Annotated in this window: 17 protein-coding genes and 1 pseudogene; 7 read left to right on the forward strand and 11 right to left on the reverse strand. The window is 70.0% G+C overall.

Features of this window, described 5'->3' with window-relative positions; all coding sequences use genetic code 11:
* From ACYVDG_RS30875 to ACYVDG_RS30885, 3 genes and pseudogenes are all read right to left on the reverse strand, one after another.
* A pseudogene (locus tag ACYVDG_RS30875) lies at positions 1-595 on the reverse strand (HNH endonuclease signature motif containing protein); the annotation flags it as partial.
* A gap of 823 nt (positions 596-1418) precedes the next feature.
* A complete protein-coding gene (locus tag ACYVDG_RS30880; protein WP_460762812.1) occupies positions 1419-2063 on the reverse strand; it encodes a response regulator in 645 nt (214 codons plus the stop codon).
* Positions 2051-3268 (reverse strand): sensor histidine kinase, encoded by a 1218-nt coding sequence (locus tag ACYVDG_RS30885; protein WP_460762817.1) that lies wholly within the window; start codon positions 3266-3268, stop codon positions 2051-2053. The genes ACYVDG_RS30880 and ACYVDG_RS30885 overlap by 13 nt, the downstream gene beginning before the upstream one ends.
* A 136-nt stretch (positions 3269-3404) precedes the next feature.
* Here ACYVDG_RS30885 and ACYVDG_RS30890 point away from each other — a divergent pair, with 136 nt between their 5' ends.
* The 4 genes from ACYVDG_RS30890 to ACYVDG_RS30905 all read left to right on the forward strand — a co-directional run bounded on the left by ACYVDG_RS30890 (position 3405) and on the right by ACYVDG_RS30905 (position 6899).
* Complete coding sequence (locus tag ACYVDG_RS30890; protein WP_460762821.1) at positions 3405-4649, forward strand: sensor histidine kinase; 1245 nt, start codon at positions 3405-3407, stop codon at positions 4647-4649.
* Positions 4642-5313 carry a response regulator gene (locus ACYVDG_RS30895; protein ID WP_460762824.1) on the forward strand — a complete coding sequence of 224 codons (672 nt, stop codon included), beginning with the start codon at positions 4642-4644 and terminating at the stop codon, positions 5311-5313. Before ACYVDG_RS30890 ends, ACYVDG_RS30895 begins: the two co-directional genes overlap by 8 nt.
* Before the next feature lie 102 nt (positions 5314-5415).
* The gene (locus ACYVDG_RS30900; protein ID WP_460762827.1) at positions 5416-6147 is read left to right on the forward strand and encodes an ABC transporter ATP-binding protein; all 732 of its coding nucleotides are present in this window, start codon (positions 5416-5418) and stop codon (positions 6145-6147) included.
* Entirely contained in the window at positions 6147-6899 is a 753-nt protein-coding gene (locus tag ACYVDG_RS30905) for an ABC transporter permease (protein WP_460762830.1), read from the forward strand. The genes ACYVDG_RS30900 and ACYVDG_RS30905 overlap by 1 nt, the downstream gene beginning before the upstream one ends.
* A gap of 50 nt (positions 6900-6949) precedes the next feature.
* Here the strand turns inward: ACYVDG_RS30905 and ACYVDG_RS30910 are convergent, their stop codons facing one another.
* The 3 genes from ACYVDG_RS30910 to ACYVDG_RS30920 form a co-directional block, all read right to left on the reverse strand.
* Positions 6950-7453 carry an LURP-one-related/scramblase family protein gene (locus ACYVDG_RS30910; protein WP_460762833.1) on the reverse strand — a complete coding sequence of 168 codons (504 nt, stop codon included), beginning with the start codon at positions 7451-7453 and terminating at the stop codon, positions 6950-6952.
* Positions 7454-7545: 92 nt separating this feature from the next.
* Complete coding sequence (locus ACYVDG_RS30915; protein WP_460762836.1) at positions 7546-8019, reverse strand: hypothetical protein; 474 nt, start codon at positions 8017-8019, stop codon at positions 7546-7548.
* An 82-nt stretch (positions 8020-8101) separates the two neighbouring features.
* Positions 8102-9034, reverse strand: a complete 933-nt coding sequence (locus ACYVDG_RS30920) for a DMT family transporter (protein ID WP_460762839.1) — start codon at positions 9032-9034, stop codon at positions 8102-8104.
* A 74-nt stretch (positions 9035-9108) separates the two neighbouring features.
* Between ACYVDG_RS30920 and ACYVDG_RS30925 the strand changes: the two genes are divergently transcribed.
* Together ACYVDG_RS30925 and ACYVDG_RS30930 are read left to right on the forward strand one after the other, a co-directional pair.
* Entirely contained in the window at positions 9109-10125 is a 1017-nt protein-coding gene (locus ACYVDG_RS30925) for a LysR family transcriptional regulator (RefSeq protein ID WP_460762842.1), read from the forward strand.
* Positions 10122-10829 carry an exonuclease domain-containing protein gene (locus ACYVDG_RS30930; protein ID WP_460762847.1) on the forward strand — a complete coding sequence of 236 codons (708 nt, stop codon included), beginning with the start codon at positions 10122-10124 and terminating at the stop codon, positions 10827-10829. The genes ACYVDG_RS30925 and ACYVDG_RS30930 overlap by 4 nt, the downstream gene beginning before the upstream one ends.
* Before the next feature lie 55 nt (positions 10830-10884).
* Here the strand turns inward: ACYVDG_RS30930 and ACYVDG_RS30935 are convergent, their stop codons facing one another.
* From ACYVDG_RS30935 to ACYVDG_RS30955, 5 genes are all read right to left on the reverse strand, one after another.
* The gene (locus ACYVDG_RS30935) at positions 10885-12396 is read right to left on the reverse strand and encodes an Nramp family divalent metal transporter (RefSeq protein WP_460762850.1); all 1512 of its coding nucleotides are present in this window, start codon (positions 12394-12396) and stop codon (positions 10885-10887) included.
* A gap of 203 nt (positions 12397-12599) precedes the next feature.
* Positions 12600-14753, reverse strand: a complete 2154-nt coding sequence (locus ACYVDG_RS30940; RefSeq protein WP_460762854.1) for an acetate--CoA ligase family protein — start codon at positions 14751-14753, stop codon at positions 12600-12602.
* Between the two features lie 3 nt (positions 14754-14756).
* Entirely contained in the window at positions 14757-15986 is a 1230-nt protein-coding gene (gene frc, locus ACYVDG_RS30945; protein ID WP_460762860.1) for a formyl-CoA transferase, read from the reverse strand.
* 16 nt (positions 15987-16002) lie between these two features.
* Positions 16003-17706: a thiamine pyrophosphate-binding protein gene (locus ACYVDG_RS30950; RefSeq protein ID WP_460762864.1), complete on the reverse strand. Its 1704-nt coding sequence runs from the start codon at positions 17704-17706 to the stop codon at positions 16003-16005.
* Entirely contained in the window at positions 17703-19133 is a 1431-nt protein-coding gene (locus ACYVDG_RS30955; protein WP_460762868.1) for an MFS transporter, read from the reverse strand. The genes ACYVDG_RS30950 and ACYVDG_RS30955 overlap by 4 nt, the downstream gene beginning before the upstream one ends.
* Before the next feature lie 134 nt (positions 19134-19267).
* Here ACYVDG_RS30955 and ACYVDG_RS30960 point away from each other — a divergent pair.
* The coding region (locus ACYVDG_RS30960; RefSeq protein WP_460762872.1) for an ATP-grasp domain-containing protein at positions 19268-20108 on the forward strand (841 nt) is incomplete at its 3' end.

Genomic DNA, 20108 nt, shown 5'->3' on the forward strand with positions numbered 1-20108 from the left:
GCTCCTCCTCCAACACCGCCGGGTTGTGCCGGGCCAGCAGCTCCTTGCCCAGCCGGTTGATGTCGGTCACCGACATCGCCGGCTCCTTGGCCTTGGCGGCCAAGATCCCGGCCTCGATGATCCGCCGAAACCTACCGGCCTCCGGGTGGTGCTCGGTGTTGCGCGCCTCCACCGCCCTGTCAGCGGTTCGGCACACCGCCACCGCCTCCCCGATCGACAGCAGCCCGGAATCCAGGCCTTCGCGGGTGGCGGGCAGCTCCTGGGCGAACAGGCGCCGGGCCAGCTCGGCGCGCCCGTTGGCCTCACCCGGGGCCATACCCACCGAGTGGATCAGCCAGTTCTGCACCGACCGCTGCCCGCCCGCCTCCAACAACGTCCCAGCCGCCTCCAGCTGCGCCAGACGCAGCAGCATCGAAAGCTGGGCCCGGTCGAAGTCCTCGAACACCTGCGAGATCACGTCCAGGACCTCACCGGCCGCACCCGCCGGGGGCACGTCCGCCATTTCCGAGGCGATCTTTTCCCGGGCAGCACGCATGGCGGCCACGGCGGGCGTAGTGCCCGCCGTGTTCCCGCACTGCCCGAAAGAAGAAGTCATACCCTAAGGATATCAAGAAAGACCCAGAAAGGACCTATCCCGGGGGTGATAAAACACTTACCCGACCACGCTGGACCGCCTTTCCATCCCCCGGAAAGAAGCCTTCTAGGAAAAGGACTCCGACCCCCTGTTCGCATTCTTGGGCAAAGCGGACAAATGCGCACCACAATGGGAATGATCTTGCCCCTGTCTCCACTCTCGGCGGCCGAGGGTGGAGACAGGGGCAAGATCATCGGGGTTTTCGCTGGGCGCATTGACCGGCCGCGACACCCGCAACCGTCAACGCTCCGGCGCAGTGGCTCACCCGGCCGCAGGCCGTGCTGTTCGGGGTTCGCTGGGGCGAATGACCGGCCGCGACACCGCCAGGCGTCAACGCTCCGGTGGAGTGGCAGGGATCGGCCGCCAGGCCGACAGAATCAGTTTTTCGGGCGTAGCCCGGAATGGCTCGGACCTCGACCACCCGTCCCCCTTTCCCGATAGCCGCCAACCCGCCGTCGGAGCGGAGCGGGTCAAGGTGGAGCTCCGTTGATGCGCGAAGCGCTCGATGGCGACGACCTTGACGCGCGCAGTGGAGACGGCCACAATCGGGCGGCGGGAAAGGAGGGAACTCGAAGCGAAAAGGGGAGTCCAGGGAAAATGGGTCTGGGATTTATGGAAACCGACTGAGCTATCAGCGAGACGCGCGCTATGACCCGCGCTATGACAGGCAATGCGCCGCGCATTACGCCGCGCATTACGCCGCGCATTACGCCGCGCATTACGCCGCGCATTACGCCGCGCACTACGCCGCGCACTACGCCGCGCAGTTTGTCGGGGAGCGGGCCTACCTTCCGTTGAGGTAGGCAAGGACCGCGCGGACGCGGCGGTGGCCGCTGTCGGCGGGGGACAGGGCGAGCTTCTGGAAGATGTTGCCGATGTGCTTGTGCACGGCGTTGGTGGTGACGACGATGCGGTCGGCGATCTCGGTGTTGTCGTGGCCCTCGGCCATGAGTGCGAGGACTTCGTGCTCGCGGGCGGTGAGGGCCTGGAGGGGGTCCTTGGCGCGCTGGGTGAGGAGTTGTTGGACGACGGCGGGGTCCATGACGGTGCCGCCTTCGGCGACCTTGTGCAGGGCGTCGACGAATTCGCTGACGCGGCCGACGCGATCCTTGAGCAGGTAGCCGACGCCCCCTTGGCCGTCGGAGAGGAGTTCGCCCGCGTAGTCCTGCTCGACGTACTGCGAGAGGACGAGGACGGGCAGCCCCGGCTGTTGGCGGCGGGCGTCGATGGCGGCGTGGATGCCCTCGTCACGGAAGCCCGGAGGGAGCCGTACGTCGACGAGGGCGAGGTCCGGCCGGTGCCGGTCGACGGCCTGGGCGAAGGCGGGCACGTCCTGGGCGACGGCTTCCACTTGGTGGCCGCGGGTGGAGAGGAGGAGCTTGAGCCCTTCAGAGAGCAGGACGTTGTCCTCGGCGATCACGATTCGCATGGCAGCTCCACTCTGATCACGGTCGGGCCGCCGGCAGGGCTGTCGACGGACACCTGCCCGTCGAGGGCGGCGGTGCGGCGGCGGAGGCCCTGGATGCCGCTCCCGGCATTCTCGTCAACACCGCCTCGGCCGTCGTCGGAGACTTCGAGGTGAAGGCGATCCCCCTCGCGGGTGACGCGGACGGACACCATGTCGGCCCCGCTGTGCCGCACGGCGTTGGTGACCGCTTCGGTGGCCGCGTAGTAGGCGGCGGTCTCCACCGCGACCGGGAGGCTGCCCGGAACCGCGACGTCGAGCCGGACGGGCAGAGTGGTGCGGCCCGCGAGGGCGGACAGGGCACCGGGCAGGCCGCGGTCGGCGAGGATCGGCGGGTAGATGCCGCGGATGACGTCGCGCAGTTCCGCCATGGCCTCCTCGGCGCCCTCGTGGGCCCGTTCGAGCAGGGCGGCGACCTGGGGATCCGACTGTGCCTCCTTGGCCACACCCAGCTGCATGGCGATCGCGACGAGCCGGGCCTGGGTGCCGTCGTGCAGGTCGCGTTCGATCCGGCGCAGCTCTGCCCCGTGCGCGTCCACCACCCCGGCCCGGGTGCGCTGGAGTTCGTCCACGCGGTGGGCCAGCAGTTCCTTCTCTGAGGGTGCCAGTACCCGGACACAGAGCCGGGCGTGGACGGTCGCCAGCGGAGGGGCGACCGCCGCGGCGATCACTACACCGATGACCAGTTGTACGGGGGCGGTGCCGAGCGCGATCCCCCAACCGTCGACGGGGACCCCGAACGGCTCCGGTTCGACCCCCTCGGGGAACACCCACCACAGCAGTGACAGAAGCGCGTTGAACAGCATCCCGGGGCCCATGAGCGCCAGGAGCCCGAAGACGATGCTCACCAGTGCGAACAGCGGCATCCAGAGAAGGGTCCGCCGGGTGGCCGGATCGCGCCACAGCATGGCGATGCCCCGCTCGGAGGACTCGGGCAGGTCGGGGATCTCGACCCCCAACAGGCGGGCTGCACGCCCTCGGTGCCAGTCGGCCCACCGGACCACCTGCCGTAGCCACAGGGGCAGCAGGATCAATCCGAGACCGCCGAAGGCGGTGGTCAGCGCCACCACCAGGGTGACCGGGAGCATCACGAGGGTGAGGTTCCCGGACAGCAGCGCGAGCAGCAGGTATCCGGTCGTTCTCAACGCCCGTTTCCACACGTCCAGCATTGTGCTCCTCCGCCAGCTCCCGCCAATGTCACTGAACATACTGGGGCAACAGGCAGGGGCCGGGCACTACAGCTGGCTGCCGGAACCGGTCAGTTGTCAGCACCCCAACGCCAGCGCCCGTGTGCAGACTGGGGCCATGAACCACGGCACACCGCGGAACTCCTCGGTATTCCGGCCCGTCTGGGGCGGGTCCGGTACCGGGGCCCATCACTGGACCACGCTGAGCGGGGAGGGCGGCCCCACGCCCCGCAGGTACGCGGTGGACACGCTCTTCGTCCTGTTCTACCTCTATGCCGAAGGCATCGTGGCCGGGCGACTGCTCGGCTTGGGCCGACTGGACAACGACCCCTGGGCCTGGGTGGGCCTGGTGCCCTTCCTCGCCGTCCTGGGCGGGGTGATACTGCGCTGGAAGTGGCCCTTGCCCGCATTCGTGGTGGTCACGGCCGCCCATACCATCGCCCTCGTCGGGTGGAGCGCTGCCCCTTACCTGGCCGCGGCCTGGGTCCTCTACCCGGTCGCCCTCACCGCGAGACCCGTGTCGTTGCGCAGCGGATCACTTCTCGTGTTCGGCTTGCTGGTCCTCACTTGGGTGGTGACCCGTACGCTCTGGGACGTCACGGGTGCTCCGACGGTGTTTCCCATGCTCGCCCTGCTCTCCCCCTTCGTTGTGTCCTGGCTGTTGGGGCGCTTGGTGCGCGCGGGGCACCTGCAGCGGCAGCGTGAGTCCGAGGCGGCCCTGGCAGCGGCCCGGTCGGCCGAGCGGCTACGGGTGGCGCGCGAGGTCCACGACGTGGTCTCGCACGCACTGGGTGCGATCGGGATGCGCGCGGGCGTGGCCCGGTACGTGTCCGGGGACGATCCGCAGGCGCTGCGGTCCGCCTTGGCCGACATCGAGACCACCGGCCGGGCCGCCGCCGACGAGCTGCGCCTGCTCTTAGGCACACTGCGTGCCCACGGGGACGTGCCCCTCGCGCCGCAGCCGGGCTTGCCCGAACTCTCCGGGATCGCGGGCACCGCCCGCGCGGCGGGGGTGGAGTGCACGGTGCGGGTGCACGGGGCCGACGATCTGCCCGAGACGGTCGCGCTCGGTGTCCACCGGGTGGTCCAGGAGTCCGTCACCAACGCGATCCGGCACGCGCCCGGCACCACCTGCACGGTCACCGTGAACGGTGGCAGGAACGAGGTGGTGGTCGAGGTGTCCGACACGGGTCCCGCGGGGGACGCCGGCTGTCCGCCCGAACCCGGCAGCGGGGCTGGTCAGGCGGGGATGCGCGAGCGGGTCGACCTGTTGGGCGGAACGCTGACCGCGGGACCGCGTCCGGACGGGGGTTATCGTGTGCACGCCCGCATCCCCTTCGACCGAGGAGATTCCGATGGCTGACCCGGTCCGGGTGCTCATCGCCGACGACCAGGATCTCCTGCGCGGATCGCTGCGCATGCTGGTCGACAGCGACCCCGCGCTGACCGTGGTCGCTGAGGCCCGCACCGGCCGCGAGGCGGTCGGCCTCGCCGGAAACACCCGGCCCGATGTCGCGCTCATGGACATCCGCATGCCGGACCTCGACGGCTTGGCCGCCACGAGGGAGATCTGCGCGGCCTCCGACACCACCCGGGTGATCGTGCTGACCATGTTCGACCTGGACGAGTACGTGTACGCCGCGCTGCGGGCCGGGGCCAGCGGTTTCCTCCTCAAGAACGCCAGCCCGGAGGAACTCCTGCGCGCCGTCCACGTGGTCGCCGCCGGTCAGGCGCTACTCGCCCCCGAGGTCACCGGTCGCCTCATCGCCGAGCTCGCCCGGTCCGGTTCTGAGGGACCCGAACGCCCTCCGTGGCCGGTGGACGCGCCCCGGCTCACCCCGCGTGAACGCGAGGTCGTGACGCTGATCGGGCGCGGGCGTTCCAACGCCGAGATCGCCGCGGAGCTGACGCTGAGCCACGCCACGGTCAAGACCTACGTCAGCCGCCTGCTCAGCAAGCTCTACGCCCGCGACCGGGCCCAGCTGGTGGTCTTCGCCTACGAGAACGGGCTCGTCCGGGCCTCCTGAACCAGGCCGCGCGAGACGACGCGCATGTTCCCCTGAGTTGACACTGGAACTGTCCCCGCTGGGCCGATGTGGCGGACCGCCCCGGAAGCCGACCATGGACCCATGATCGAGATACACGGACTCACCAAACGCTTCGGTGTCCACACGGTCGTGGACCGACTCTCCTTCAACGCCGTCCCCGGCCAGGTCACCGGCTTCCTTGGGCCGAACGGTGCAGGAAAGACGACCACCCTGCGCATGCTGCTCGGCCTGGACCGGATCACCGAGGGCCGGGCGACCATCGACGGGAAGCCGTACGCCTCGCTGCGCCGACCGGCCACTGTCGTCGGTTCCCAGCTGGATATCGGCGGTGCCCACCCCAGCCACACCGCCCGCGCCCACCTGTCGTGGATCGCCCGCGCGAGCGGCATCCCCCTGGCGCGGGTGGGCGAGGTCCTGGCGGAGGTGGGCCTGGAGCGGGCCGCCCACGCCCGGGTGCGCACGTTCTCCTTGGGCATGGGGCAGCGGCTCAACCTGGCCGCAGCCCTCCTGGGAGACCCGACGACGGTGATCATGGACGAACCGGTCAACGGCCTGGACCCGGAGGGCATCCGCTGGATGCGCACCTTCACCAGCAAGCTGGCCGACCAGGGCCGCACCGTGCTCCTGTCCAGCCACCTCATGACCGAGATCGCGAAGGTCGCCGACCACCTGGTGATCATCGACTGCGGACGACTCGTCGCCACGGGGGCGCCGAGCGAGCTGACTGCGGGCCACGACTCCCTTGAGGACGCGTTTTTCGCGCTCACCTCCGAGGTCCAGGGCACCTCTGGGACCCGGGGAGGTGTGTCCTGATGCTGGACACCGTGCGGTCCGAAGGCCGCAAGCTCGGCACGCTGCCCGTCATCCCGACGGCGCTCCTGACCACCTTCGCGGTGATGGTCGGTCTGGCCGCGATGATCTCCGTGTCCACCGTCGGTGGCCTCGACGACAACTCGGAATGGGCCGCGGCCCTCGACCCCCTGGCCGACGGCTTCCAGACCATCCATTTCGGACAGATCGGGATGGTGGTGCTGGGGGTGCTCGCGGTGAGCGGTGAGTACTCCGGCGCCCAGATCCGCACCTCCCTGCTGGCCGTACCCGGGCGGGGGCGCTTCCTCGCCTCGAAGGCGCTGGTCGTGGCCTTGATGGCTCTGGTAACCGCTGTGGTCACGGTGCCCGCGGTCATGGTCGCCACTCAGGTGGGGTTGGGGGACTACGGGCTCCCGCTGGCCGACGTCCTCGAGGCGGACGTGCTGGGACGCATGGCCGGTGCGGCCCTCTACTGGGTGCTGATCGCCCTGTTGGCGGCCGGGCTGACCGTCATCGTTCGCAACGCGGTGGCGCCCATCGCGGTCCTGGGGGCCCTGGTGATGGCGCTGTCCATGTTCCTCGCCACGTTCACCGAGCTCGCGGAGTGGTTGCCGGACCGCGCCGGATCGCTGATGTACATGTCGCTGGAGAACCCGCTGGACCTCACCGCGTTCCAAGGGGGAGCGGTGATGGCGGCCTGGGTGGCGGCGGTGTGGCTGGTGGCCGTAGTGCTGTTCCGGCGCCGCGATGCCTGAGCGGCGGGCGGGGCGGTCGGGGGCCCGTCCCGCCACCTTTCTCCAGCCCGTCAGTCCTTGCCGTCGTCACCGGTGAGGGCGTCGATGGCGACCGCGACGCTGATCACCAGCGCGGGGTCGCCGGCGATGTCCTTGCGGTGCGTGTTGACGTCCACCGCGTAGGTGTCGCGCATCCGGAACCACTTGCGGGACACGACCGCGACGGTGCCCTCCTTGTCGCTGATCGAGTACTCCTTGTCGAAGAAGCTCCCGACCACCTCCCAGTCCGGCGCGCCCTTGACGTCGACGCTGAGCTTCTGCCGGAGCGGGTTGAACAGGCGCTTGCGGACGGTCGCCACGGTTGAACCGTCCTGCTCCACACGCATCTGGTCGCGGACTTTGAGGAGCTTCTTGCGGATCACCATGAGGAGCTCGCCCTTGGGGTCCTTGAGCTCGAAGGTGGTGCGCACCCGCAGTGCCTTACCGTCCACCCAGAACACCCTGGCGCCCTGTTCGTCGGTCACCCAGAAGTCGTCGCCGATGTCGAAAATACGTTCGCGTACCAGAAACTTCATGCTCTGACGCTAGCGGACGCCGTGCCGCCCCAGGGGCGGCCGGAGCCTTGGCGACCCGGCAACCGAACGCCCCCGCCCGCCGGAGGTCGGGCTCACCTGCCCATGAAGACCCACCCGAGCCAGCGGGGCAGCAGCAGGCCGATCCAGGTCAGAAGGGCACCGACCACCGCGAAGCCCAGGGCCACCGGTACCTGCCACTCGGGCGGCATGAAGCGGGCCAGGAACCACAGCCGGGTGGACTCGTCCGCCTCGAACACCGCCATCCCGAGCGGCACCAGCCCTTGGGGGACGAGCGCGATCATCCCCAGTGTCACCAGCAGCATCCGCACGAAGGACAGCAGGAGGTAGACCAGCCACCCCTGTGCGACACCGCCGGTCCGCTCAGACGGGAGTCCGTGCGCCCCGGCACCCCCACCCTCCTCGGGGGCGCCGTGCGGGGCCCGCTTCGCAACTCCGTCCAGCCCCCGGCCGTCCCAGGCCCCGAGCGGGTTCTCCGGCCCCGCGCCCTGTTCCGTGGCCCGGGGCTGCTCGGGCCGCTCCCCGTCAGGCCCGTCCCTCTCCGTCATGTCCGCCCACCTCGCCCGTCCACCGGTGCGTCACCGCTCTCCTGATCGGACGGTGCCTCCGTCCCCCCGGTTCCTTGGTTGGTTACCCGGCCCGCCGCTGGGACAGCCAGATCGCGAGGACCACGAGCACACAGCCCGCCAGCTGGAGCGGGGTCGCTCGCTCGCCCAGGACGACAGCGGCCATCAGGACCGCCAGGACCGGCGGCAGCACCAGGATGGCCGCGCCCGTGCTCGCCGACAGCCTGGGCAGGGCGGAACCGATGAGCAGCCAGGTCAGTACCTGGCCGGTCAGCGCCAGCAGGGCAAGCCACGTCCAGGCCTGGGCGTCCAACGACACCAGGTCGATCCCGGTCCACAGCGCGCCCAGGGCACCGGCCGCCACCGCCGCGGCCAGGGTGGACACGCACACCGGGGTCACCGTGTGCCCGCGCCCGCCGCCGAGCCTGGCCAGGAAGAGGTACCCCGCGTAGGCCACCCCGGCCGCGCAGCCGTAGACCAGGCCGAGCCAAGGGTCGCCCCCGCCGCCGGTCCCGCCTCCGTCCACGGCGCCCGCCGCCAGGGCCACCCCGCCCAGCATCACGGGCACCGCGGCCAGGAAGCGCAGTGGCGCCCGGTCTCCCAGGAACACCCAGGCCAACAGGGGGAAGACCACTACTTGGACGTTGAGCAGGACGGTCGCCATCCCCGCCCCCACGTGCTCGATGCTCGCAACCCAGAACACGTAGTCCACGCCCAGCAACAGCCCCGCCAAGGCGTCCAGGCCCACCAGCCGCAGCGGGCGCGCCCCCACCCTCCGGAGTTCGGCCGCGGCCATCGGGGCGAGCACGAACAGCGCCAGGGCGCACCTGAGGAAGGCCGCGGTCCCCGCGTTGGCCCCGGACAGCTTCACGAACACGCCCGTGGCCGACGTGCAGCCCGATCCGAGGGTGGCGAGGACGACCGGGTTGGCCCGGTCCAGCATGGAACCGCTCCGCCGCGCCCGGACCTCCACCCGCTCTGCCCTCTTCTGTGTCATACGTCCAAGCCTGCCGTCGTCGACTCGAAAACAAAAGCGCTGTTTTGTCGGAGGTACCCGGTAGCATCACTAACGTGTTCAGTATCGAACGGCTGCGAGCGCTGACCGCGGTGGAAGCCCACGGCACCATCGCCGGTGCGGCGCGGGCGCTGCACGTGACCCCCTCGGGGATCTCCCAGCAGCTCAACAAGTTGGAGCGGGAGGCGGGAAAACCCCTGCTCGAACCGGTCGGCCGCACTGTCCGGCTCACCCTCGCAGGCCGGGTCCTCGTCGACCATGCCGCCCGGGTGCTCGCCCAGGTCAGCGAGGCTCAGTCCGACCTCGCAGACCTCGACCGCGAGATCCTCGGGCCGCTGCGCTTGGGCGGTGTCGGCAGCGCCGTGCGCACTCTGCTCCCCGGTGCGCTGTCCGTGCTGCTTGCCGAACACCCGCGCCTGGCGCCCACGGTGCGCGACGGGGAAGTGGTGTCGCTGCTGCCGCCACTCTTGCGCGGCGAGCTGGACCTGGTCCTGGCCGAGAGCTGGTCCAGCCGCCCGGTCGCCCTCCCCGCGGGCGTACGCACCGTGGAGCTCCTGGACGAACGGGTGTGCCTGGCGCTCCCGGCCGACCACGCTCTCAGCGGCCGGACCACCGCCGACCTCGCCGAACTCGGTCCACCGGGCGGCCTCCCGTGGGCCAGCTGCCCGCAGGGCACCGAACCCTACGAGGCGACCCTCCAGGCCGTGCGGGCCAGGGGGGTGGAGCCCGACATCAGGTACACGCTCGCCGAGATCCCCTCCCAGCTGGAGCTGGTGGCCTCCGGACTGGCGGTGGCGCTGGTCCCGGACCTCGGCCAGCGCACCTCACCGGAGGGGGTCCGGTTCGTCCCCACCGTCCCGCCGCTCCGCAGGGCGATCCGGGCGGTGTGGCGCGCCGACGCCGAGACGCCGGCGATCCGGGCCTGTGTGGCCGCACTCACCGACCAGCGGCCGAACGCCGCGGGGCCCCGCGGCCCGGAACCGAAGAGCCCGGAACCGACCGGTCCAGTACCGAAGCGCTCAGCACCGACACCAGCAACCACTACGGCAACGACCACCGGAGGAACCGCGTGAACACCCCTTGGCACACCCGGCCCATGGCCGCTTTCGACGTCGAGACCACCGGCCTGGACGTGGAGGGCGACCGGATCGTCACGGCGGCCCTGTGGCGGATCGACCCCGCCCGGAGAAGCAAGGAGGTCACCACCTGGTTCGCCGATCCCGGGATCGAGATTCCCCCGGCGGCGACCGACGTCCACGGCATCACCACGGAACAGGCCCGGGCCGAGGGCCGCCCAGCGGTCGAGGTGGTCTCCGAGATCGCTGAGGCACTGGACGCCGTGATCGCGCAGGGCATGCCCGTGGTGGTCTACAACGCCCCCTACGACCTCACCCTCCTCGACCGCGAACTCGCACTCCACCGCCCGGGTGCGCCGCTGGCCGCACAGCCCCTGGTCGTGGACCCCTTGGTGCTGGACAAGCAGGTCGACACCTTCCGCAGGGGTTCCCGCAAACTGGTCGACGTCTGCGCCCACTACGAGGTCCCGCTCGCCGAGGAAGAGGCGCACGGAGCCGCGGCCGACGCCCTGGCCGCCGCCCGCCTCGCCTGGCGGATCGCCGAGGCCCACCCCGAGATCGCCGAGCTGACCGCCGAGGACCTGCACGCCGCACAGGTCAAGTGGAAGGCCGCGCAGTCCGCCAGCTTCCAGGAGTACCTCCGCCGCCGGAACCCCGAGGCGGTCGTCGACGGCTCCTGGCCCAAGGCCCCCGGCCAGTAGGCGGACACGCGAAGGCGGCCCCCGTGGCGCCGGGGGCCGCCGGTTCGCGAGGCCCTCAGCCGAACAGCGGACTCAGGACCTGCATGTAGAAGAAGTAGACGCTGACCAGGATGAGGGAGGTCACCCCGGTCCACGCCCACGCGAACTGGAACTTCGAGGGCAAAAGGAGCCGGTCGTCCTCGGTGAAGTTGTCCTTGATGGCCTTGATGTTGAGCCAGTACAGCACCGGCGAGAACAGCAGGGCTGTCACAGAGGCCAGCTGCACGATGAAGATCGGCTCGGGCATGCCGATGATGATGGCCCCGCCCGCGACCAGCCACAGCATCTGGAAACCGCGGTAGAGGACCTTGCGGACCCCGGCCTTGTCCCACACCTTGCGCAGCCGCACGGCGGACTCCTCGAAGACCCGCGCCTGGCCGTCGAAGTAGGAGAAGACGGTCGACCACAGCGCCGCCGCGGCACCGATGATGATGACGGGGAAGATCCACTGGCCGAAGAAGTCCGTGTAGACCCGTGCGATCGTGATGCCCATCTGGTTGCCCTCGGGGACCAGCCCGAGCGGATTCAGCACCGCCGCACCCACGATGAGGAACGCAGCACCCGTGAAGAAGGACATCAGGTAGGAGATCTTCATGTCCCGCTTGAACAGCGTCATGTGGTTCTTGAGGTAGTTCTTGTCCACCTCGACGTTGTAGCCCTGGGCGCGCAGTTCCTTGACCTTGACCATGCCGATCTTCTTGTCCACGGCCCAGTTCGACTGCATGGTCGAGACTTCCAGCGTGGTCGGGAAGTAGCCCCACATGGAGCCGAACAGCATCAGCGCGGCCACGGGCGGCAGGGTGGGCAGCAGGTTGGCCACGTACTCGGTCGGCGGCGGGGCCTGCAGCGCGAAGGTGATCAGCACCATGATCACGAAGATGATGACGCAGACCTTGATCCCGAGCTCCACCGCCTTGTACTTGCCGATCCACAGCAAAACGATGCTGGAGAGGAGAACGAGGATCGCCCACACCGACAGCGGCAGGAACGGCAGCCCGGCCCAGATCAGGGCGCCCGCGCCCAAGGCCCGGCCGGCGATGCCGAAGGTGTTGGCCAGGGACTGGAGCAGGAGGTACCACAGCGGCCAGTTGCCGTACCTCTTGCCCGTACGTTCGTAGGCCTCCATGACGCTCTCACCCTTGGCCAGGGTGTAGCGGTGGGCGAACTCGAACGCGTGGTACTTGAGGATGAAGGCGGCCAGGATGACCCACAACAGGGAGTAGCCGAACTGTGCGCCGGCGGTGGGTCCGTGCATGATGTGGCTGGCGCCGATCCCGGTCATCGCTGCGACGATGCCCGGACCCATCGCGCGCCAGGTGTCCCTGACGCCGGTGCCCGGGGCCTCTAGGCGGATCGTCCCTTTGGGACTCTCGGCGGGGGCCTGGGGCTCGGCTGCGGGGGGCGGTGGAGAGGCACCGCCGGTGTCGTCGGGGGAGGCAGCCCTCTGCTCGGGGATGGACGGGTTTTCGTGGCTGGTACCGGACGTGCCCGTGCCCGGCTGTTCTGAGGGTTCAGGGATCGGGGCCATAGGTGGGTTCCCCTATCTGGGATGTCGCTGTGTGTGGCATTGCCCCCATCAGCCCCCAGGGACGCGTTGCCTCCTTTCGTCGGGATCCGGGACGGCTCTCCCGGAGCGGGTGTGTCACTTCTCAGAGGTCCCGGGGTGCGTGCGGCGGCTGCACACACCCCGGGGACGTTGCGTCGGAGTGCTCAGGTCTTCGGAGTTTCCGGTTAGAGCAGACCGGCGGATCGGGCCCAGCGGTACTTGGCTCCCAGTACCTTCACGGGCATCTCGGTGGTGTACGGATAGGCGACGATACCGTGGTCGAAGAGCTTGGCCGCGGCCTGCTCGACCTCGGTGTCTCCCGAGAGCGAGACCACGATCGGCTTGTCGATCCCGGCCGCGCGGGCCTCCTCCGCGACGCCGATCACGACGTCGGCGAAGACCAGCGGCGGGGTGACGATCGTGTGCCAGTAGCCCAGGACCAGCGAGTGGATACGCGGGTCCGTCAGCCCCAGCCGGATGGTCTGCTCGTAGGTCGACGGCGGCTCGCCGCCGGTGATGTCCACCGGGTTCCCGGCGGCGCCGAACGGCGGGATGTAGTCGCGGAAGGCCTGGTCCAGGTCGGACGGGATCTCCATCAGGCCCATGCCGTTGTCGACGACCGCGTCGGAGAGCAGGACCCCCGACCCGCCGGCGCCGGTGATGATGACGATGTTCTCCCCGGTCGGGGTGGGCAGGACCGGCAGGGCGCGGCCGTACTCGAGGAGTTCGGTCAGCCCCGGTGCGCGGACCACGCCCGACCTGCGGAGAATGTCGTCGTATACCTTGTCGTCGCCGGCCAGCGCCCCGGTGTGGGAGCCCGCGGCGGCGGCACCGGCGGAGGTGCGCCCGGCCTTGAGGACGACCACGGGCTTCTTCGGGACGACCTCGCGGGCCGCCTCCACGAAGGCCCGGCCGTCCTTGAGGTCCTCCAGGTGCATCGCGATGGCGTTGGTGTTGTCGTCCTGCCCGAAGAAGGTGAGCAGGTCGTCCTCGTCGATGTCGGCCTTGTTGCCCACGCCCACGATCGCCGAGACGCCGGTCCGGGTGCTGCGGCTGTACCCGAGGATGGCCATGCCGATCCCGCCGGACTGGGAGGTCAGCGCGGTGCCGCCGGTCACGTCGTAGGGGGTGCAGAAGGTCGCCGACAGCTTCTGCGGTGTGTAGTAGTAGCCGTAGATGTTGGGTCCCAGGAGGCGCACGTCGTGCCGCCTGGCCACCTCCAGGACCTCTTCCTGGAGTTCGTGCTCGCCGGTCTCGGCGAAGCCGGAGGGGATGAGGATCGCGCCGGCCACGCCCTTGCGCCCGGCCTCCTCCAGCGCGCTCGCCACGAACTTCGCGGGGATCGCGAAGACCGCCACGTCGATGGCGCCGGGGACCTCGGAGATCGACTTGTACGACGTGCGCCCGTACACCTCGGGCGCCTTGGGGTTGACCGGGTGGACCTCGCCCTCGTATCCGCCGTCGACGATGTTGCGCATGACGGAGTTGCCGATCTTGCCCTCTTCGTTGGAGGCGCCGATGACGGCGATGGAGCGCGGCTTGAAGATGCGCTCCATGGACTCCAGGATCTGCTCGCGGGAGTAGCGGCGCGGCGCCGGCGCGGGCTCGAAGTCCAGCACGAAGCGCAGGTCGGCGGCGATCGCCGCGTCCTCGGAGGCGAAGACGGGGTTCAGGTCGGCCTCGGCGATCTCGGGGAAGTCGCTGACCAGGTCCGAGAGGCGGACGAGGAGGTCGGCGAGCCGCTTGCGGTCCACGGGCGGTGCGCCGCGGACGCCCGAGAGCACCTCGGCGGCCTTGATGTCGTTGATCTGTTCGAGGGCCTGCTCGTGGCTGAGCGGTGCGAGCTGGAACGACACGTCCTTGAGGACCTCGACCAGGACGCCGCCGAGGCCGAACACCACGATCTTGCCGAAGGTGGGGTCGGTGGTGGCGCCGACGAGGACTTCGACGCCGCCGCCGACCTGCTGCTGGATCTGGACCCCGTCGATCTGCGCGTCGGGGTCGTAGACGCGGGCGTTGGAGACGATCCGCTGGTAGGCCTCGGCCACCTCGCCGGCGCTGTTCAGCCCGACCTCGACACCCTTCGCGTCGGTCTTGTGCAGGATGTCGGGGGAGACGATCTTGGCCACCACGGGAAAGCCCATCTCGGTGGCGGTGCTGGCCGCCTCGTCGGCTGAGCTGGTGAGCGCCTCGGTCGGGATGGGGATGCCGTAGGCGTCCGCGAGCGCCTTGCCCTCGGGGGCGGTCAGCGCGGCCCGGCCTTCGGAGCGGGCCCGGTCGAGCACCGATCGGACCGCCGCCTGGTTGTAGTCGGACCGGTCGGGGGCGTAGTTGGCCATCGCTCAGATCACTCCGTTCGACTTGAGTTCGGTCAGTTCGTCGTCGGACAGACCCAGTTCCGCGCCGTAGAGGTCGGCGTTGTGCTCGCCGAGCAGCGGCGAGCGGTCGACGTCCACCGGAGAGTCCGAGAGCCGGATCGGCGATCCCACCGTGTTGTAGGTGCCCCGTTCGGGGTGCTCGACGGTGGCGATGACCCCGTTCTCCCGCAGGGTGGGGTCCTCGATGATCTCCTTGGTGGACAGGATCGGTCCGCAGGGGATGTTGTGGGCGTTGAGCTCGGCGAGCACCTCCCACTTGGGCTTCTGGATCGACCACTCCTCGATGAGGTTGAAGGCCTTGTCCAGCTTGTCCAGCCGGGCTTGGGGGGTGGCCCACTCGGGGTCCTCGGCCAGTTCGGGCCGTCCGATGAGCTTGGCGATCGGGGCCCAGCCGACGGGCTGGATGATCACGTAGACGTAGTCGTTGGGTCCGCCGGGCGCGGTGCGCACGGCCCAGCCGGGCTGGCCGCCACCGGAGGCGTTGCCGGAGCGGGGGACCTCGTCGGTGAACTCCTCGTTGGGGTACTCGGCCAGCGGACCGTGTGCCAGCCGCTGCTGGTCGCGCAGCTTGACCCGGCACAGGTTCAGGACGGCGTCCTGCATGGCGACCTGGACGCGCTGGCCCTTGCCGGTGGTGGCGCGTTGCAGCAGCGCAGCGAGGATACCGGCTACTGTATGCATTCCCGTGCCCGAGTCACCGATCTGCGCGCCGGTGGCCAGGGGAGGGCCGTTCTCCAAGCCGGTCGTGCTCATGGAACCGCCCATCGCCTGGGCGATCACCTCGTAGGCCTTGAAGTCGGCGTAGGTGCCGGGGCCGAACCCCTTGATCGACGCGTAGACGAGGCCGGGGTTGGCCTCCTGGAGCACCTCCCAGGTGAACCCCATCCGGTCCAGCGCCCCGGGTGCGAAGTTCTCCACGAGCACGTCGCTGCTGCGGACCAGGTCCAGGAAGAGCTCCTTGCCCCGGTCGCTCTTGGTGTTCAGGGTGATGCTGCGCTTATTGGAGTTGAGCATCGTGAAGTAGAGGCTGTCCACGCCGGGCTTGTCGCGCAGCTGGCCCCGGGTGACGTCCCCCTTGGGGGCCTCCACCTTCACGACGTCGGCGCCCATCCACGCCAGGATCTGGGTCGCGGAGGGACCCGACTGGACGTGCGTCATGTCCAGCACACGGATGCCTTCGAGTGCCTTGGCCATGTCTGTCCTTCCCGACCTACTTGTACATGGTCTGGTTCATGGTCCCCGGGGCGTACACCTCGGGGTCGATCCACACGTTGATCAGCGAGGGCTTGCCGGACTCGCGGGCGCGGCGCAGCGCCGGGCCGATCTGGTCGGGCTCGTGGACCTCCTCGCCGTAGCCGCCGAGCATCTTCGCGAACTCGGAGTACCGGACGTCGCCCAGCGTGTTCCCGATCTCGCCCCGGTCGGCCCCGTACTTGGCGATCTGCCCGTACCGGATCTGGTTCATGGAGGAGTTGTTGCCGATGATGCCGACGAAGGGCAGGTCGAAGCGGACCAGCGTCTCGAAGTCCCACCCGGTGAGGCTGAAGGCGCCGTCGCCGAAGAGCGCGACGATCTCCTTCTCGGGGTAGGCGTGCTTGGCCGCCATGATGAAGGGGACGCCCACACCCAGGGTGCCGAGCGGTCCCGGGTCCATCCAGTGCCCGGGGGCCTTGGGCTGGACCACCTGGCCGGAGAAGGTCACGATGTCCCCGCCGTCGCCGACGTAGATCGAGTCCTCGGTGAGGAAGTCGTTGATCTCGCTGACCAGGCGGTAGGGGTGGATCGGGCTGGCGTCCGAGGTCAGCAGCGGGGCACGCTTGTCCAGCGCCTTCTGCTCCTGCGCGCGCAGGTCCTCCAGCCACTCCTTGCGCCCGGCCGCGCCGTTGTCGCCGTAGGCGGAGACGGCCTCGAGCACGGACGACAGGATCACGTCGGCGTCGCCCACGATGCCCAGGTCGATGTCGCGGTTCTTGCCGACGGTCGCGTAGTTCAGGTCGATCTGCACGACGGTGGCGTCGGGGGAGAGCCGCTTGCCGTAGCCCATCCGGAAGTCGAAGGGGGTCCCGACGATGATGATCAGGTCGGAGTTGGTGAAGGCGTAGCGCCGGGACAGCTGGAAGTGGTGCGGGTCCTTGGGGGGCAGGGTGCCGCGTCCCGCGCCGTTCATGTAGGCGGGCACGTTGAGCGAGCGCACCAGGTCCGTGGCCGACTCGGTGGCCCGTGTGGTCCACACCTGGTTGCCGAGCAGGATACTCGGGCGCTCGGAGCGGACGAGCAGGTCGGCCAGCCGCTCGATGGCGTTCGGGTCGCCGGCCACGCGGGTGGAGGCCCGGTAGTGTCCCGCCGCTGGGACGCGCGCGCTGTCCACGGGTACTTCCGCGTCGAGGATGTCGCGGGGAATCTCGAGGAAGGACGGTCCGGGCGCGCCGGAGAAGGACTCCCGGAAGGCCATCGACACGAGGTCGGCGATGCGGGCCGTGTGGGGCACGGTCGCCGCGAACTTGGAGATCGGGTTGATCATGTCCACGTGCGGAAGGTCCTGGAGCGAGCCCATCTTGTGCTGGCTCAGTGAACCCTGGCCGCCGATGACGAGGAGCGGGCTCTCGGCGCGGTAGGCGTTGGCGATGCCGGTGACGGCGTCGGTGGTGCCGGGGCCGGCGGTCACGACCGCGCAGCCGGGCTTGCCGGTGAGGCGGGCGTAGCCGTCGGCGGCGTGCGCGGCGACCTGTTCGTGGCGTACGTCGATGACTTCGATGCCCTCGTCAGCGCAACCATCGTAGATATCGATGATGTGGCCGCCGCAGAGCGTGAAGATCACGTCGACCCCCTCTGCCTTGAGGGCCTTGGCCACGAGATGGCCGCCGCTGATGGTCTCGGTCTTGTTGGCGTCGGTGTTTCCCTTGGCTTCGGTCATCGCTGCAACGACCCCTTTCGCGGGAAGGATGCGTCTTGAGGATTGGATACTGTATACGGTCTGCGTGACATTTGAGCATGGCTGTGACTGGCTGTCCAGGCCTGACGGGGTGCGGGAATGGTCCGGATCGGCAACGGGCGGCGCAGGCGCGTGGTGGCCAGTGCCGATACCGCGGCCGCGGCCGCCGCGGCGAGCAGCCAGGGCGCCTGGGCCCCCGGGGCGGCGACGGTGAGGACGGCGGCGGCACCGCTGATGCCGAGCAGGCCGCCGAGTCCCTTGGAGCTGTAGACGAGGCTGTGGATGCCCGCCGCGTCCGCGGTGCCGAAGTAGTCCTCGGCCAGGGACCGCGTGAGCGGGTAACAGGAGCCCGTGCCCACGCCCGCCAGGGCGGCGAGGGGCAGGAGTGCTGCGGCCGGTGCGGCGGGGAGGGCCAGCGCCAGCCCGGCCAGTGCCAGGGCGGCGCCCGCCGTCGACGCGGCCAGGACCCGTCGGCGCCCGTACCGTTCCGCGGCAGCCTCCGCCGCGGAACGCCCCAGCCCGCTCGTGGCGGCCAGGGTCACCATCAGGGCGGCGATCATCGTGAGTGAACGGCCCTCGCCAGACGCGAGGAGCGGCAGGGCCGCGAGGGTGAAGAGCGTGCTCGCCCCGGCCAGGGCCACGATGACGTGCAGAGCGGGGAGCGCCCCGGTCCGCCAGGCCTGCGTGGGCGTGTAGTCGCGTGCCGCGGCTGGTTCCACGCGACCTCGGAGCGCCCAGCCGCGCGGATCCGTCTCCGGCGGCCACCAGCGGCGCGGCGGCGCCTGCTGGCCCACCCCGCCGAGCAGGCCGAGGCCGAGGATGAGCAGCGCAAGCGCCGCGCAGGCCGGGGCGAGGGATGCGGGGGAGAGGCCGAGTACGACGGCCGGGAGCAGGGGGACGGCGCCGAGGGCGAAGGCGCCGCCCACGGCCCCGGAGCGGACTACGCGCCGGTCGGGATACCACCCGGCGACCAGTTCGCAGCAGGAGTGGTAGACGAGCCCCGCGCCCAGGCCGCCCAGGATGCCGTAGCCCAGGACAGCCCAGACGGTTCCGGTGGAGAGGCCGAGCGAGGCGACTCCGAGCGCGCACAGCAGCGCGCCCAGCGGGATCGCGGTTCCGGGCGGCATGAGTCCCCGTGCGCGGAACCGGACCAGGGCGGGTGCGGTTCCGCCCTGCAGCAGGGCCCACAGGACGAAGGGGGCGAGGGCGGCGGCCGGGCTCCAGCCGTGGGCCGCCACGAGTACGGGGAGCGCGGCGCCGTAGCCGAACTGGAGGACACCGATCCCGGCGGCCGCTGCGAGTGCCCGGGTCAGGAACCAGGAGCGGGGGCGGCCGGTGAGTTCGCGGGGGGAGGGTCCGACGGCGTAACGCCTGCCACGCCAGTCGCGGATTTCGGTGGGACCGGACATGAGTACACCTCCATTGGATTCAGTATGCAGAATCCATCAGGTGAAGGGAAGAGGTGAATGAGGCTGACTATTGAATACTGCATACAGTATGGCGTACAACAGAGGTGACCGAGAGCACACTGACGGGAGGCTCTATGGATCTCCGCGAATACGAAGCCAAGCAGCTCTTCGGCGAGTACGGCGTCCCCCTCGTCGAGGGCAAGATCGCCGACACCCCCGAACAGGCAAGGCAGGCCGCAGCGAAACTGGGCGGCCGCGTGGTGGTGAAGGCCCAAGTGAAGGTCGGCGGCCGTGGCAAGGCCGGTGGCGTGAAGGTGGCCGACGGCCCCGAGGACGCCCAGGCCAAGGCCGAGGAAATCCTCGGCATGGACATCAAGGGCCACACGGTCCACCGTGTCCTGGTGGAGGAGGCGAGTGACATCGCCGAGGAGTACTACTTCTCCTTCCTCCTCGACCGCGCCAACCGCACCTTCCTCTCCATCTGCTCGACCGAGGGCGGGATGGACATCGAGGAGGTGGCGCGGGTCCGGCCGGAGGCCGTGGCGCGCACCCCCGTGGGTCCCGGGGGAGTGGACCGCGCGGCGGCCGACGAGGTCTGCCGGGCGGCGAAGGTGCCCGACGACGTCCGCGAGTGCGTGGCCGGGACCATCAGCCGGCTGTGGGACGTGGCCGTGGGCGAGGACGCCACCCTCGTCGAGGTGAACCCCCTGGTACGCACGGCGGACGGCCGGGTCATCGCCCTCGACGGCAAGGTGACCCTCGACGACAACGCGCTGTTCCGCCACGCCGAACGCGTCCCGTTCACCGACGAGGCCGACTTCGACGCGCTGGAGCTGCGCGCCAACGAGAAGGGCCTGAACTACGTCAAGCTCGACGGTGAGGTCGGCATCATCGGTAACGGTGCCGGTCTGGTCATGTCGACCCTGGACGTGGTCGCCTACGCCGGTGAGGAGCACGGTGGTGTCAAGCCCGCCA

The organism is Nocardiopsis oceani, from assembly GCF_054777395.1.